The sequence below is a fragment of the Vescimonas fastidiosa genome, from assembly GCF_018326305.1.
Classification (GTDB): domain Bacteria; phylum Bacillota; class Clostridia; order Oscillospirales; family Oscillospiraceae; genus Vescimonas; species Vescimonas fastidiosa.
The window spans coordinates 1,236,565-1,251,634 of record NZ_AP023415.1 but is presented as its reverse complement, the minus strand read 5'-3'; the positions used below and the strand labels follow the sequence as shown (position 1 = coordinate 1,251,634).

Below are 15,070 nucleotides of genomic sequence, written 5' to 3'. Positions count from 1 at the left end.
GCATTATAATAAAAATTTTTAGGCACCCGAAGGGGAGCGAAAAAATATGCTGCCCCGGGGCCCAAAAAGGGGCGGAATAAGGGAAACGGTAGGCTTTGAAGAGAGAAAAGCGGAAAGAGGAAAGATGGGAGGAGGATTGGGGGATGGTGCGTGGCATGGGGCGCGGTGGGACGGGCCGATGCTCACATCGGCCCGCCCCACCGCATTCCTTGCAATGTGTCATTGCGAACCAGTGACAGATGTCACTGGTGTGGCAATCCGTAATCCCGTCCCCTCGGCCCCCTTTAGGCAAGGGAGGCAGACAGGTTATTGGTGGTGCGCCGGGGGATTTATAGTTTACATCCGCGGCGGGCTGTGGTAGCATAGTAGACAAGAAAAATCCACCGATACAGGGGGCATTGTCATGAACAGAAAGCGGATCCGGCAGATGAACACGCTTTTGCTTCGGCGGCTGCAAAAGCGCCCGGCGGCTGCCTATTTCGAGGAGCGAAAGGATTTTTTGCTGAGCCTGGAGCGGGAGAACTATATGCAGCGCTTTGCCGGCCTTGTGAGCGGGGAGCGTATTCGGTGCGGAGCTGTTTTGGAGCTGTGCCGGGAGGAGCTGGCGCAGCTGTGCCCCAGCCAGCCCCAGGAGGGCTGGCTGCGCTGCGCCTTTGACTTTGCCCGCAGGCAGCTTTTCCCCGAGCAGGTGCCGTCCTCTGACGGCGGTGCGGGCGCGGTGTTTTTCCTGTCGGTTTTGCAGGTGCTTTTTACTGTGCAGCGGGAGATACTGCCCTTTGACCCCATGTACGATTTCGCGTTCATCAGCGGAGAGGAGCTGGAGCAAAGTCCCGGCGCCGCGCTCTACGAGCAGATGCTGCGGCTGTGGAAGCGGGAATATATCTATGAAATGATGCGCCTGGGGCTGGAGGTGACACCCTTCCGGGCTTTGGAGCATATCGCGGGGGTACATCACATTGCCATAACCATGGGTCGGGAGCTGAAGGAGGCCGGGGTGCCCGTGGACCTGGCTCTGGTATCCGGCAGCGCCGCCGGGCACGACATCGGCAAGTTCGGCTGCCGACCCGGGGAGCGGGTGCCGTATCTCCATTACTATTATACCGATCTGTGGTTCCGCCGCCGGCGGCTCACGGAGATCGGCCATGTGGCGGCGAACCACTCCGTATGGGATCTGGAGCCGGACTATCTGTCCGTGGAGTCGCTGCTGCTGATTTACGCGGATTTCCGGGTGAAGCAGACCCTGGGCCCCGGGGGAGAGGAGATTACGCATATCTCCACCCTTTCGGATGCCTTTGCGGTGATTCTGAATAAGCTGGACGGGGTGGACGAGGCAAAAAAGCAGCGCTATCGCCGGGTCTACACCCGGCTGCAGGACTTTGAGCGATTCATGGAGGAGCGGGGAGTGGATACTTCCCTGCAAGGCCGTGCCCAACCGCCCCGGCGGGAAAAGGCGGCGGCCCTGATGACCGACGAGGAGGCCCTGGGCGTGCTGCGCCTGGTGTGCGTGGAGCACAACATTCGCCTGATGGATCGGCTCACGGAGTCCCGGAGCTTTGCCCGGCTTTTGGAGCAGGCCCGGGGCGAGACGGACTGGCGGCGGCTGCGGGCGTATCTGGGGGTCATCGAGTCCTATTCCCTCTATCTGCGCCTGCCGCAGAAGGTGGAGACGCTGTCGTTTCTCTATGAGCTGCTGATGCACCGGGAGGGTGACATTCGGCGTCAGGCGGCGGCCCTGATGGGGGCCATTATCGCGGATTTCCACGCGGGATATGTGAAGGAGCGTCCGGCGGACTGCAAGAGCACCGGCACGCTGACGGATCTGAGCCAGTGGAAGGCCTGCCTGGAGCAGAGCATTTTCCCGGACCACAAGCTGATGCCCCAGCACCGGAGCTGGATCGGCTACACGCTGAAATTCATGGTCAATTCCCTCCTGCAGCACTGCCACGGCCGGGAGGAGCGGTTTTTAGACTGCCTGCTGGCTTACTGCAAGCCCGGCGGGCGCATGGAGTCGTCGGTGGTATTTTTGCTGCTGGACACCTTTGCGGCTCTGCCCCTGGACCGCTGCACCCCGGCCCAGACGGAGACGCTGCTGCACTTTGCCGAGGGAGCGGCCCGTTCCCGGGAGCTGACGGTGCGCACCGCGGCGGCCCTGCTGCTGCGCAGGCTCCTGCCGATTTTAGCCCTGGGGGAGCGGGCCCGGGCGGCACTGAAGAAGATGAACAGCGAGGACAGCCCCTCCCTGACGCTGCTGCGGAGCCGACTGCTGGAGGGACGGGCCCTGCGCCTGCCCGACGAGACGATATCGGAAATTTTCCTGGACAACCTGAAAACCGCCACGCCGTGGATCGTGAAGCGGGTGAACATCCTGCTTTTAACGGAGCACGCCCACGCAGGCGGGGCGCAGATGCTGCACATTGCGGCGCATTATTCGAATCTTATTAAGGTGAGCGACCGGGTGACGGTGCGCCACAGCGCCGGCCTGGCCCTGCTGGAGCTGGCGCCGCTTCTGAGCGTGGACCAGCGCAACGAGATCGCCGTGGAGCTTTGCCGGGGGCTGGAGCTGGGACAGCAGGAGTTTACGAAATATATCCCCGACTACCTGGGACGCTTTGCCCTGTGGCTGCCGCCGGAGCAGCTGGACGAGCTGCTTCGGAGCCTGGAGGGGACGCTCTCATCCTCAGAGGGGCACATCGTGGCCTCGGCCTTGGACACCGCCGCCGTGCTTTTAGAGGACTATACCGCCTACCGGGATCGTTTCCCGGAGAGCGAGAGCGTGTACCGGGGCCGGGCCCGGCGGCTGCTGGGAATGCTGATGAAGGGCACTGCGGGCATCGACACCGGCACCCGCCAGGAGGCCATGTATCTGCTGGGACGGCGGGTGTTCGGCTCCACGGGACTGGGACGGAAGGAAAAATGCCGGGCCCTGCAGCTCACCGTGCGGCGTATTCTGGCCCTGTGTCAGGCGGCGGACGAAAACGGACTGACCTTCTACTACCGGGCGGCCATGCTGGGCAAGCTCTACCGCTTCCTGGTGGAGCAGGAGCTGCTGTGCGGGGAGGTACCCTTTGAGCCTTCCCGGCCCTTGGCCTTCTTCCCGGGGACCTTCGATCCCTTTACCCTGTCTCACAAGGGCATTGTCCGGGCCATCCGGGACGAGGGGTTTGAGGTGCTGCTGGCCATTGACGAATTCTCCTGGTCTAAGCGCACCCAGCCCTACCGCATCCGGCGGGAGATTGCCGCCATGTCGGTGGCGGATGAATTCTATGTGCATATTTTCCCGGAGGACTTTCCGGTGAATATCGCCAACCCCGAGAACCTGCGCCGTCTGCGGGAGGCCTTCCCGGGGCGGGAGGTATCTATTGTAGTGGGCAGCGATGTGGTGGCCCATGCCTCCTCTTATCAAAAGCCCGCGCAGGCGGACTCCATCCACGGCTTTGACCATGTGATCTTCCGTCGGGCGGGGGCTGTGGCGGCGGATTATGGGTGCATAAGCGGCCATGTGCTGGAGCTGACGCTGCCGGAGGAGCTGGAGGAGATCAGCTCCACCCGCATCCGGGAGGCGGTGGACGCCAACCGGGACATCTCCCATCTGATCGACCCGGTGGCCCAGGAATTCATCTATCGCCACAGCCTGTATCTGCGGGAGCCCCAGGATAAGCCCGTTCTGCGCACAGAGGATCTGGAGTTTATTCCCTGCGGCCCGGAGGACGGGCAGCTGGAGGCGCTGCTGCACCGGAGCGCCCCCGCCGGGGCCCAGGGCCTGCTGCGGGCCTTGGGGCACACCGGAGACGATGTGCTGCTGCTGTGCCACGGAAAGGAAAAGACCGTGCTGGGGGCGGCGACCTACTGCTGTATGGACTCTCAGCACCTGTTCTCCCGGCTGGGCAGCGCGGAGCTGGCGGCCTTTGTGCGGCAGAACGCCGGAGGGCGGACGCTACTGCTCAGCGGCCTGTTCGTGCCCTCCTCCCCCCAGCAGGAGGAGCTGGGCCAGCTTCTGCTAACAGAGGTGCTGACCTTGGCCCTGGGGCGGGAGTATACCTACGCAATCTATGAGCCCCTGGAGGGCTTTGCCGACGCCTGGATACGCCAGGAGCTGCATTTGCAGGGCTTTTTGCCTGTCCCGGAGGGGGTATCCCGCAGCGCGCTGGCGGTGGATATGCGTCAGCCCATCATCCTCAGCAACAATGTAGATACCACCATCAAGCCTCCCCTGTCCACGGCTCCGTCCGTGGTGGCGGCGGTGGCGGCGGCCCATAGGCGGCTGCAGGAAATGCTCACCCATTTGCAGCCGGGAAGCCTGGTTTTGAGTCTGTCCGCCGGGGTTATTTACCACAGGCTGCTGCAGCGCATTACGGAGTGCAACGGTGTGCCGGAGGTGCAGACCGTTCCCCGCAAGCTGGGGCCTGACATCTGCGTGCCCTACGGCAAGCTCCTGCGCGGGGTTATCGTGCCCAACACCGTCACCAAGACCCTGCGCACGGATAAGGTGTACGAGCCGGATCTGTCCTCCTATTCCATTGAAGCCTACCCCGATTATTCCCCCCTGGAGGATCAGGTGCGTACCATCCGCGCCTTTGACCGGCCCGCTATTTTGGTGGACGATGTGCTTCACGACGGCAAGCGCATCCGGCGGCTTGACCCGCTGCTGCGCAGGACCGGGACGGAGGTAAAAAAGGTCCTGGTGGGCTACCTCACCGGCACGGGCCGGGATCTGATGGAGAGCCTGGGCTATGACGCGGAGGGGGTCTACTATCTGCCCAATCTGCGAATGCGCTTTGTGGAGTCCACCCTGTATCCCTTTATCGGCGGCGACACCATCCGCCGCAGCCAGCGGCCCGAGGGGGGACTGCAGCCATCGGTAAACCGGGTGCTGCCCTATGCGTCCCCGGAGTTTTCTCCCCTGGACCCGGAAACCGCCTGGGCCCTGAGCCTGTGCTGCGTGGAGAACGCCCGGAATATCCTCCTGGCTCTGGAGACGGAGTACCGCCGGGCCTTTGCACGAAACCTGACCCTCAGCCGTCTCAGCGAGGCGGTGATCCTGCCCCTGTGCCCGGATAAGGGCGGCAGCATGGCCTATGACCTGAGCCGGGGCGCCTCCACCTATCTGGATGACGACATTGAGCTATTAAAGCGGATGCGCTTTGGACGGAAGGAGACAACGGTATGAAGTATTATCGCCTGGGGGCCCATAGCCTCTGCGCCTGGGAGGCCCTGTCCTATGAGGAAATAACGGCTCTGCCCCGGTCGGGAGAGATCCTGTTCCTGTTTGCAAGAGAAATGCTCACAGGCCGGGAGACCTTCCCTGTGACGGACGCGGCCTTGCTGACGGCGGAGGAGGGGGTGCAGACCCTGTGCGCCGCCGCCGGACCGGACCTTCCGCCGGAGCTGAGAGACGCTGTCCGAGAGGGCAGAGTCCGGGCGGTGAACCGACTGCATCCCCGGTGGCAGGAGCTGCTCTCCCCGCTGCCGCGAAAGAAAAAGGTGCGGGTGAACCTCCTGGGCCTGGGGGATGTAGGGGCGACGCTGCTTATGGGGCTGCGGCTGCTGGGGGGCGATGTGATCTCCTCCATCGGCATCTGCGACCTGCGGGAAAATGTTCCCCAGCGGTGGGAATTTGAGCTGAATCAGATTAACCTCCCCGGCCCTTACGATACTCTGCCTCCGGTGGAGATCATCGGCCCGGAGGAGCTGTTCCGGGGGGATGTATTCCTGTTCTGCGCGTCCCGATTCGTGCCGGATACGGCGGTGAAGGACGGAGATGTGCGTATGGCCCAGTATCAGCTCAACCGGGAGCTGGTGGCCCTGTATGCGAAAAAGGCACGGCAGGCCCGGTACAAGGGGCTTTTCTGCGTGGTCAGCGATCCGGTGGACCCCTTGTGCCGGGCGGCCTTGCTGGAGAGCAACCGGGATGAAGAGGGAAATCTGGACGGCCTGGGGCTGTTTCCCCACCAGGTCCGGGGCTTCGGCCTGGGGGTCATGAACGCTCGGGCGGTCTACTACGCCAAAAAAGACCCGCGGTTTACCGATTTTCTCACCGATGGCCGCAGCTTCGGCCCCCATGGGGAGGACTTGGTGCTGGCCAATTCGATTTCCGACTACGATGACGCCCTCTCCCGGGAGCTGACGGAGAAGGTGGCCCACGCCAACCTGGAGATGCGCCGGATGGGATTTAAGCCCTATGTGGCTCCGGCCTTTTCCTCCGGAGCCCTGAGCCTGCTTTCCTGCCTGCGGGGACAGTGGCACTACTCGTCGGCTTTTTTGGGCGGCGTGTTCATGGGCGGGCGCAACCGCCTGACGGACCGAGGGGTGGAATTCGAGCGCCTGCCTTTGCCCGGGGCGCTCATTTCGCGCCTGAAAGAGACGGAAGAAAAACTCAAGGCAATTCTATAAACTGGAGAAAATTCCCGTGGAATTTTCTGCCAAAAGGCTTACAGTCTGCTGCGCGCATAATTTTGAGCCATTAGCTCAAAATTCCACACTGGCAGCCTGAGAGGAATTTTTCCCCACGCGCATGTCGCGGTGAAAAATGATCCCAATTTTTCGCGTCTGCGGACGCGAACTCTGCGAGGCTTTTTTGATACGAAGTATGAAAGAAGGGGTAAAAATGCCGCTGACCGTTCTTTTGCCGAAAAATGAATGCAGCCCCGCTCTGCAGGAGATGCTTGCACCCCTGCTTCCTGCGGGGAGCGTTTTTGCCGACCCGGAAAAGGATTTGGACACCCTGAGAGGCCGCCGGCTCCTGTTTGCCGTGGCACTGGACCGGGGCGGGTGCAACGAGGCCTACTACCGTATGCTCTCCCGCTTGCGGCGGAATGCGGACCTGCTTTCCGGCTGCATAGGGGGGGTGGTGGTCACCGGGGTAGGAGAGCTTTACACCAAGGATGTGGCCCGGGACATGGTATTTGCCGCCAACCAGGCCGGGTGCGCCTTTTTGGGCCGCCCTCTGGTGGAGGCCACCGGGTCTATGCGCAATTTCCGGGTCCAGGCGCAGATCGGCGGCGTAGACGAGAAAACGGCCTTTCGGGCCGCGGTGGCGGAGCTGATAGACCGGCTGCTGACCTGGGAAAAGCCCGGACCCATCCGCCGCGTCCTGGCCCTCCACGCCTCTCAGCGCAGCACCTCCAATACCCTGGCCTTTTGGGAGCTGGTGCGCACGAATCTGCCATCGGAGATAGCGGTGGAGGAGATCGGCCTGCGCAACGGCACCGTGCCCGACTGCAACGGGTGCAGCTACACCGCCTGTCTCCACTTCGGCGAGCAGGGAAGCTGCTTTTACGGCAGCGGACCCATGGTGGAGGAGGTGTACCCGGCGGTGCGCCGGTGTGATGCGCTGGTGATGCTCTGCGCCAACTATAACGATGCCCTCTCTGCCAACCTCACCGCCTGCGTCAACCGTCTGACGGCCCTGTTCCGCCAGCAGCGGTTTTACGAAAAGCGCCTGTTTGGCCTGGTGGTCTCCGGCTACTCCGGCGGCGACCTGCTGGCCCGGCAGCTGATTTCGGCCCTGAATATGAACAAATCCTTTTTCCTGCCGCCCTACTTTTGCCTGCTGGAAACGGCCAATGAGCGGGGGAGCCTGGTGCGTCTGCCGGGGATCGCCCAGCGGGCGTCGGCCTTTGCCGAGGGTATAGCCGGTGCATGAGAATGAGACTGCCGATAAGGTGGCAGGAATTACGATAAGGAAGGGTGTCCCGCACCACGGAAAGTCGGCGCGAGGGCCGGGGCACCGCAGGGGAGGAAAGGACTATGTTTACAGGAGAACACCTGATTTGGATAGGTCTGTGCGCGGCGTTTATCGCCGCCATGACGGTGCTGAGCCGCCGGAATAGCTGGACGCTCCGCCGGGCCGGAGGCGTTATGACGGTCATCTGCGTCTGCAGTGAGGTCAGCAAGATCATGAGCGATATGCAGGCCAGCCCCTACGGGGGCATGACCCTGGCGCCCCAGTCCCTGCCCTTTCATCTGTGCAGCATGATGATCTTTGCCGTTTTGTATATCACCTTTGGCCGGGAGGGCCGGGGCAAGCAGGCGGTGATAGATTTCGTGGCCGTCATGGGGACTCTGGGCAGCTTTTGCGCCATTATGATCCCCACCAACGGTACCGATTTTACCCGTATCGGCGCCTACCAGTGCTTTGTATACCATGGGGGACTTCTGTGGTTCAGCCTGTATTTGCTGCTTTCGGGCCGGGCCAAGCTGGGGCGGCGGGCGCTGGTGCGGAATTTGACGATTCTGACGGGGCTGGCTTTCGGAATGATCTATGTGAACGGGGCGCTGTCGGTCTACGGGACGAACTTTATGTACCTGGTGCGGCCACCCCTGGAGGGACTGCCGTATTTGAATCTGGAGAGCGGCTGGTATGCCTATTTCCTGCGGCTGATTGCCCTGGGTGCGGCTATAGTGACGGTGTTTCACCTGCCGTTTCTGGTCCGGGAGCGGCGCGGGAAAAAGGAGCGGGAGGCGGCCCGATGAAGCAGGCAGCCTTTCACAGCCCGGACCTGCATATGCATAGCGTGTATTCCGACGGTACAGATACGCCCCGGGCTCTTTTGCAGAGAGTTCGGGCGGCCGGGCTGGACATTTTCGCCCTGACAGACCACGATACCGCCCAGGGCTGCGCCGCCGTGCGGGCCCTGCTGGAACCCGGGGATGCGACCTTTGTAGAGGGCATCGAGTTCTCCTGTCAGGACGGAGAGGGAAAGTACCATGTGCTGGGCTACGGCTTTGATGCGGAAAAGCCCTCCATCCGGGCAGCGGCGGACTTTGCCCACCACACCCGTATTTTGAAGATGCAAAACCGCTTTGGCTATTTAGCCCGTCGCTTCGGCTTCACCTTTACGGAGGAGGAGCGCTCGCAGCTGCTGGCCCTGAAAAACCCCGGTAAGCCCCATTTTGTGGACATGATGCTGAAAAAAGGCTATGTCAAAACAAAAATGGAGGGATTCGAGGCCTTTTCCGGCTGCCCGGACACAGAGCCGACCTTGTCGCCGGAGGAGGCTATAGACGCTATTATCCAAGCGAACGGGATTCCTGTGCTGGCCCACGGCATTTTGGCGGATGGGTCGAAAAAACTATCAGAGGAGGAAATCGCAGGCCGGGTGGTGCGGCTGAAGGCGGCGGGGCTTCGGGGCCTGGAGTGCTATTATTCCGCCTTTACGCCTCGGCAGCGGGAGACTATGCTGGCCCTGGCAGAGCGCTGCCGCCTGCTGGTGACGGCAGGCAGCGACTACCACGGCACCAACAAGGCGGTTTCCCTGGGGCAGACCGGCGGCGCCGACCCGGCACGGCTGCAGGGCTTTTATGAGGCCGTGGCGGATTTGATTTGAGAAAAGCAATATACTGCCCGATAAAACGGCAGAATTTGCGATAACGGTAAAGAAGGGTGACCCTTACCACCGAAATAAGCCCCCATTCCCTGCTTCCGGGGAATGGGGGCTTCAGCGTGTCAAAAAAGCCTCGCAGAGTTTGCCGCCCGCAGGCGGCAAAGAAATTAAATCATTTTCTCTCGCGACATGTGCGTGAGAGAAAATACAGCTCGGGCTGCCAGTGTGGAATTTGTCCGTCACGGACGGACAAATTATGCGCGCAGCAGACCGCAAGCCTTTTGTCGGAAAAACCCGGAGGGTTTTTCGACAGTCTCAAGCCCCCATTCCCTGCTTCCGGGGAATGGGGGCTTGGCGGTGGTTGGGGATTTGCAGGGACGGACGGCTCCTGGGGCGGGAGCCTCCCTGCGGGTAGTAAAGTGCAGGATAGGGGCAAGCTCACGCGCCCTGCAAAAATTGCAGCTGCTGCACGGCTTCCCAGACCCGTTGCCTGGCCTCCTCCACCCGGTCCTGGGCCTGGAGGATCTGAGACTGGACCATCCAATCTACAAAGAAATTGTCGCAGAAGGTGTCAAAAAAACGGGTGAAGCTGTCAAAGCGCAGCTGAATATCCGCATACATCTGCACATCCGCCAGCTCCCGGCCAAAGGCCCGCAGCTCCTGCTCCGCCCGGTCCATGGCCCGCTGGGCATCGTCCATTTTGGAGTGCTTGAGGAGGCTGCTGAGAAAGCCGCCGCCCAGCATATCCCACAGGCCCAGGCCCCGGGCGGCCTGCAAATGCCGGGCGGCTTCCTCCAGGGCCTTCAAGGCGCGGTTTCCGGCGTCGATGGCCTCGCGGATCTCGGTATTTTTGTCTTTCATCGTGGCTCCTTTCTTGAAAAAAGCGCAGGCTTCTGCTATACTCGGCTATAAGGATGCGCCGGATTGCCGGCAGCAAAATAACGCAAAGGAGAAATGGCTATGTTTTTGGATTTTTCTTCCATGCAGGAGGTAGCCGTGCCCCATTTTAAGGGCGGTGAGGGACAGGCGCTGGTGCGCAAATTCGAGGACGAGCAGGGGAAAATTCTGATTCTGACTCTGCCCGCCGGCAGCACCATCGGCCTGCATGTCCATGAGGGCAGCTATGAGGTGATGCACTTCCTCTCCGGCACCGGTGTCTGCACCGATGACGGCCGGACCGTGGACATCCGCCCCGGCATGACCCACTACTGCCCTCCGGGCCACAGCCACAGTGTAGTGAACACCGGCACCGAGCCCCTGGTCATTCTGGGCGTGGTACCCAATGTGAAGTGAATAAATCTGCCGGGAAAGGCGCGCTTTTCCGGCCGGGTCAAAAGGCTTGCCATCTCTCAAGTAAAAGATGGCAAGCCCTTTCTGTTTTACAGGCGCTTTTCCAGATTCTCCCGGATGGCGGCAATAAACGCCTCGCTGGTGACGGCGCGGGCAGACACGCCCTCATCCACCAGGCCCACCAGATCCTTGGTCATGGTACCCTGGTTCAGGGTGTCAAAGCAGGCTCCCTCCAGCTGCCCGGCGAAATTCTCCAGGTCAGTAAGCCCGTCCAGCTGGCCGCGCTTGCGCAGGGCGCCGGTCCAGGCAAAGATGGTGGCCATGGGGTTGGTGGAGGTCTTTTCCCCCTTCAGGTGCTTGTAATAATGCTTGGTCACGGTGCCGTGGGCGGCCTCATATTCGGTGGTGCCGTCCGGGGCCACCAGCACGGAGGTCATCATAGCGAGGCTTCCAAAGGCGGTGGAGACCATGTCGCTCATCACATCGCCGTCGTAGTTTTTGCAGGCCCAAATGAACCCGCCCTCCGAGCGGATGACCCGGGCTACGGCGTCGTCGATAAGGGTGTAAAAATAGGTGATGCCCAGCTTTTCAAACGCCGCCTTGTAGTTTTCGAATTCCTCCTCAAACACCCGCTTGAACTCGCCGTCATAGACCTTGGCGATGGTGTCCTTGGTGGAAAACCACAGGTCCTGCCGGGTGTCGATGGCATACTGGAAGCAGGAGCGGGCAAAGGAACGGATGCTCGACTCCTTGTTGTGCTGGCCCTGCCAGACGGCGGGGCCGTCTACCTTTTGGACAGAAACGGTCTGCTCTGCGCCGCTCCGGCCCCGGAAGGTGAGGAGGCATTCGCCGGGCTCGGTGGTGTATAGATCCACGCTCTTATACACATCTCCGTAGGCGTGCCGGGCGATGGTGATGGGCTTTTTCCAGTTCTTCACCACAGGGTGAATGGAGTCGATGAGAATGGGGGCGCGAAACACCGTGCCGTCCAGAATGGAGCGGATGGTGCCGTTGGGGCTCTTCCACATCTGGGTCAGCTGCGGATACTCCTCCATGCGCTGCTTGTTGGGGGTGATGGTAGCGCATTTTACGGCCACACCCAGGCGCCGGGTGGCATTGGCGGCCTCCACCGTCACCCGGTCCTCCGTCTCGTTCCGGTGCAGCAGCCCCAGGTCATAGTATTCCGTTTTCAGGTCCACAAAGGGCAAAATCAGCTGCTCCTTTATCATGGCCCAGAGGATGCGGGTCATCTCGTCGCCGTCCATCTCCACCAGGGGGGTGGTCATTTTGATTTTCTCCATGGTCTCACTCCTTATTCCGGGCGGCGTAGTAGTTCATGAGGCAGCCGTCCAAAATGATCTCTTTTTCATCCGCCGTCAGACCCTTGATGTGCAGCAGCAGGTCGTGGACGCTGCCGTCCCGGCAGATGACCTTGGCGGGAATGTCCTCCCGGCCCTGCTCCACCGCCTGACGGATGTGGGGCACGAACACGCAGTCGCCGCTCTCGTAGTCGAAGGGCGTGCCCTCGTCCAGCGTGAAGGGCAGGATGCCCCAGTTGATGCAGTTGCTGCGGTAGCGCTTGGTGGCGAACTGATAGCAGATATTGGCAAAGCCCCCCAGCACCTTCTGGCAGGAGGCGGCCTGCTCCCGGGCAGAGCCGTCGCCGGGCTTATTGGCAAAGACGCAGGAGCCGAACTGGGTGCTCTCCGCCAGCCGGTCGGCATCGCCTACCTGAGAAAGCACCTGGCGCAGATGCTCGCTCAAGGTCCCCTCTCGCCGGGCCGTTTCCTGCCGGGCCACAGCCTTGGACCTATCCACATACTCCGGCACCCGGCGGCTGAGGGTGAACTCAGCCAGGCGCAGGGGATTGCTGCGGTAAGACGAGGTCTCTCCGGAGGGGATCAGCTCGTCGGTGGTGGTCACCGGGTCGTGGATCACCGCCGCCAGCTCCACCAGCAGGTTCTCGCTCAGTGCGTACATCTTGGGCCAGTCGGTGATATTGGGGCCCATCTGCAGCTCCACAGAGGGGTCCGCCTTGCCGAAGCCGTAGTATACGCGGTTTTTATACACGGTATCATCAAAATGATATTCGTGGTGTACGGGGGTGTAGTCCAGGTCCGTGGCCGGGGTGATGCGTCCGCCGTTTGCGGCGGTGGCGGCAATAGACCGGGCATCCATCAGGCACACACCCGCAAACTGTCCCTCGCCGGGCTTGCTGCCCTCCCGGTTGGGGAAGTTCCGGGTGGTGTGGCGCAGACTAAGGCCGTTGTTGGCGGGTACATCTCCCGCGCCGAAGCAGGGGCCGCAGAAGCTGGGCTTGATAATGGCCCCGGACTCCAGCAGATCCGCCGTGGCACCCAGCTTCATCAGCTCCAGGGAAACCGGCACCGAGGTGGGGTACACATCGAAGCTGAAGGCTCCGGACCCGGTAAATTTGCCCCGGAGGATGTCCGCCGCCTCTGCGATATTGTCAAACAGGCCCCCGGCACACCCGGCGATGACGCCCTGGTCGGCCCACACGCCGCCGTCGTGAATTTTGTCCGTCAGGTGGGGGTTCGCCTTGGGGAAGCGCCGCCGGGCGTCGGCCTCCACGCCCTTGAGGATCTCCTCGGCGTTTGCCAAAAATTCTTTGATAGTATAGGCATTGGAGGGGTGGAAGGGCAGGGCGATCATAGGCCCCACCTTGTCCAGCTCAATGGTAATGTACTTGTCATACCAGGCAACCTCGCCCGGGTGCAGGGGCTTATAGTCCTCGGGGCGGCCATGGGTACGGAAGAAGCCCTCCGTCACCTGGTCCGTCTCCCAGATGGAGGAGAGGCAGGTGGTCTCGGTGGTCATCACATCAATGCCGTTGCGGTAGTCAATGGGCAGGTCCCGGATGCCCGGGCCGCAGAACTCCAGCACGCAGTTATTTACAAACCCCGTCTCAAAGGTGGCCTTCACCAGGGCGATGGCCACATCGTGGGGGCCCACGCCCTTTTTGGGCGTTCCGGTGAGATACACCAGCACCACCTTGGGCATGGGCACATCCCAGGTGTTTTTCAGCAGCTGCTTGGCAAGCTCCGGGCCGCCCTCGCCCACGGCCATGGTGCCCAGGGCACCGTAGCGGGTGTGGGAGTCGGAGCCCAGGATCATCTTGCCGCACCCGGCCAGCTCCTCCCGGGCGTAGGAGTGGATGACGCTCTGATTGGCGGGCACATAGATGCCGCCGTACTTCTTGGCGGCGGACAGGCCGAACATATGGTCGTCCTCGTTGATGGTGCCGCCCACGGCACACAGACTGTTGTGGCAGTTGGTCAGGGCGTAGGGGAGGGGAAATTCCTTCATGCCGGAGGCTCTCGCCTGCTGGATGATGCCCACATAGGTGATGTCGTGGGACACCATGGCGTCAAAGCGCACCTGCAGCCGCTCCGGATCGCCGCTTACATTGTGGGCCTGCAGAATTTGCCAGGCCATGGTGTTCTCCCGGGCCCGGGCGGCGGGCACGGGGGCTGTTTCCGTCAGTTGGCCGTTTTCCAGGAAAACGCCCTTATCAAAGCACTGGATCATACAATATCCTCCTTGCGTAAAACCAATTCAAAATACTATACCACACTTCTCACCGTTACTCAATAGGTATGGCCACCTGCGTGATAAATTTATTCGCATCCGAGTGGTGGGCCGGGCCCTCCAGATAGATATGGCGGCAGGTCCCCTTAGGCCGCAGCCCGTGCTGCCGGGCATAGTCCAGCAGCTTTTCCCGTATTCGGGGGATATCAGTGTAATCCCCATGGAAAAACACGCTCACCGCCCGTTCCTTTTCCCACTGCTCCACGCCGTCTCCGCGGCTGCCCTGGGGCACCGCCACGCAGAAGCGGGTGTCGTCGGTGTCCTCCAGGGGATAGGCCAGCAGGAACATCCGCTTGGAGCTGTCGCTTCCATACAGGCGCATAGCCTCCGGGATCACCTGCCGGAAAATCTCCATTCGATGGGCCACCGTAGGGGTGCTGCAGCGGCGGATATACACCGTCTGGGCCGGGATCTCCCGCACCTCAATGACATCCTCCTCATTTTCGCTGACCCGCAGGCGGAGCTTTTCAATGCACAGGTCCAGCTCGTCCCGCATATTCTCCAGCCGCCCGATAAATTCCCGCAGGTCGGCCTTGTCCTCAAAGTAGAGCTTTATTTCGTCCAGGGAGATGCCCAGGGACTGCAGGCGGCGGATGGCCCGGATACGGGTCACGGTGTCGGTGGTATAGTAGCGGTTGCCGCCCTTGCCCTCCTTCACATCGGGGTGTACCAGCCCCTTGTCCTCGTAGTTGAGCAGGATGCGGCGGGTGATGTGCAGAGATTTTGCCACCTCGCCTATCGACAGTAAATGCGGATTGTTGTTTCTCATGGTTTCTCCGTTCGCTTTCAATAATTTTACAGCTTTTTTCAAAAAAAGACTTGCATCGTACACCGGTGTACGGTCTATA

At 61.5% G+C, this 15,070-nt stretch carries 10 protein-coding genes; 6 read left to right on the top strand and 4 right to left on the bottom strand.

Translation table 11 applies throughout. From position 1 onward, the window contains the following. Positions 1 to 403 precede the first annotated feature (403 nt). The 5 genes from KI236_RS05945 (at position 404) to KI236_RS05925 (ending at position 9,326) form a co-directional block, all read left to right on the top strand. On the top strand, positions 404 to 5,167 hold the full coding sequence (locus KI236_RS05945) for a cytidyltransferase-related domain protein (RefSeq protein WP_212820170.1): 4,764 nt from the start codon (positions 404 to 406) through the stop codon (positions 5,165 to 5,167). After that, entirely contained in the window at positions 5,164 to 6,390 is a 1,227-nt protein-coding gene (locus KI236_RS05940; RefSeq protein WP_212820168.1) for a lactate dehydrogenase, read from the top strand. The genes KI236_RS05945 and KI236_RS05940 overlap by 4 nt, the downstream gene beginning before the upstream one ends. Positions 6,391 to 6,604: 214 nt before the next feature. Next, a complete protein-coding gene (locus tag KI236_RS05935; protein ID WP_212820166.1) occupies positions 6,605 to 7,642 on the top strand; it encodes an NAD(P)H-dependent oxidoreductase in 1,038 nt (345 codons plus the stop codon). Between the two features lie 104 nt (positions 7,643 to 7,746). After that, positions 7,747 to 8,472 carry a TMEM164-related integral membrane acyltransferase gene (locus tag KI236_RS05930; RefSeq protein ID WP_212820164.1) on the top strand — a complete coding sequence of 242 codons (726 nt, stop codon included), beginning with the start codon at positions 7,747 to 7,749 and terminating at the stop codon, positions 8,470 to 8,472. Beyond that, complete coding sequence (locus tag KI236_RS05925) at positions 8,469 to 9,326, top strand: PHP domain-containing protein (RefSeq protein WP_212820161.1); 858 nt, start codon at positions 8,469 to 8,471, stop codon at positions 9,324 to 9,326. Before KI236_RS05930 ends, KI236_RS05925 begins: the two co-directional genes overlap by 4 nt. A gap of 435 nt (positions 9,327 to 9,761) precedes the next feature. On the opposite strand, the gene KI236_RS05920 is transcribed toward KI236_RS05925, so the two are convergent. Then, entirely contained in the window at positions 9,762 to 10,184 is a 423-nt protein-coding gene (locus tag KI236_RS05920; RefSeq protein WP_212820159.1) for a hypothetical protein, read from the bottom strand. A 99-nt stretch (positions 10,185 to 10,283) separates the two neighbouring features. Here KI236_RS05920 and KI236_RS05915 point away from each other — a divergent pair, with 99 nt between their 5' ends. After that, positions 10,284 to 10,616 carry a cupin domain-containing protein gene (locus tag KI236_RS05915; RefSeq protein ID WP_212820158.1) on the top strand — a complete coding sequence of 111 codons (333 nt, stop codon included), beginning with the start codon at positions 10,284 to 10,286 and terminating at the stop codon, positions 10,614 to 10,616. 86 nt (positions 10,617 to 10,702) lie between these two features. Here KI236_RS05915 and KI236_RS05910 read toward each other — a convergent pair whose 3' ends face one another. The 3 genes from KI236_RS05910 to KI236_RS05900 are packed head-to-tail and all read right to left on the bottom strand — an operon-like array spanning position 10,703 to position 14,991. Next, complete coding sequence (locus KI236_RS05910) at positions 10,703 to 11,914, bottom strand: NADP-dependent isocitrate dehydrogenase (RefSeq protein WP_212820156.1); 1,212 nt, start codon at positions 11,912 to 11,914, stop codon at positions 10,703 to 10,705. A 4-nt stretch (positions 11,915 to 11,918) separates the two neighbouring features. Continuing rightward, complete coding sequence (locus tag KI236_RS05905; protein WP_212820154.1) at positions 11,919 to 14,162, bottom strand: hydratase; 2,244 nt, start codon at positions 14,160 to 14,162, stop codon at positions 11,919 to 11,921. 55 nt (positions 14,163 to 14,217) lie between these two features. Then, complete coding sequence (locus KI236_RS05900; protein WP_212820152.1) at positions 14,218 to 14,991, bottom strand: MerR family transcriptional regulator; 774 nt, start codon at positions 14,989 to 14,991, stop codon at positions 14,218 to 14,220. Positions 14,992 to 15,070: the final 79 nt, after the last annotated feature.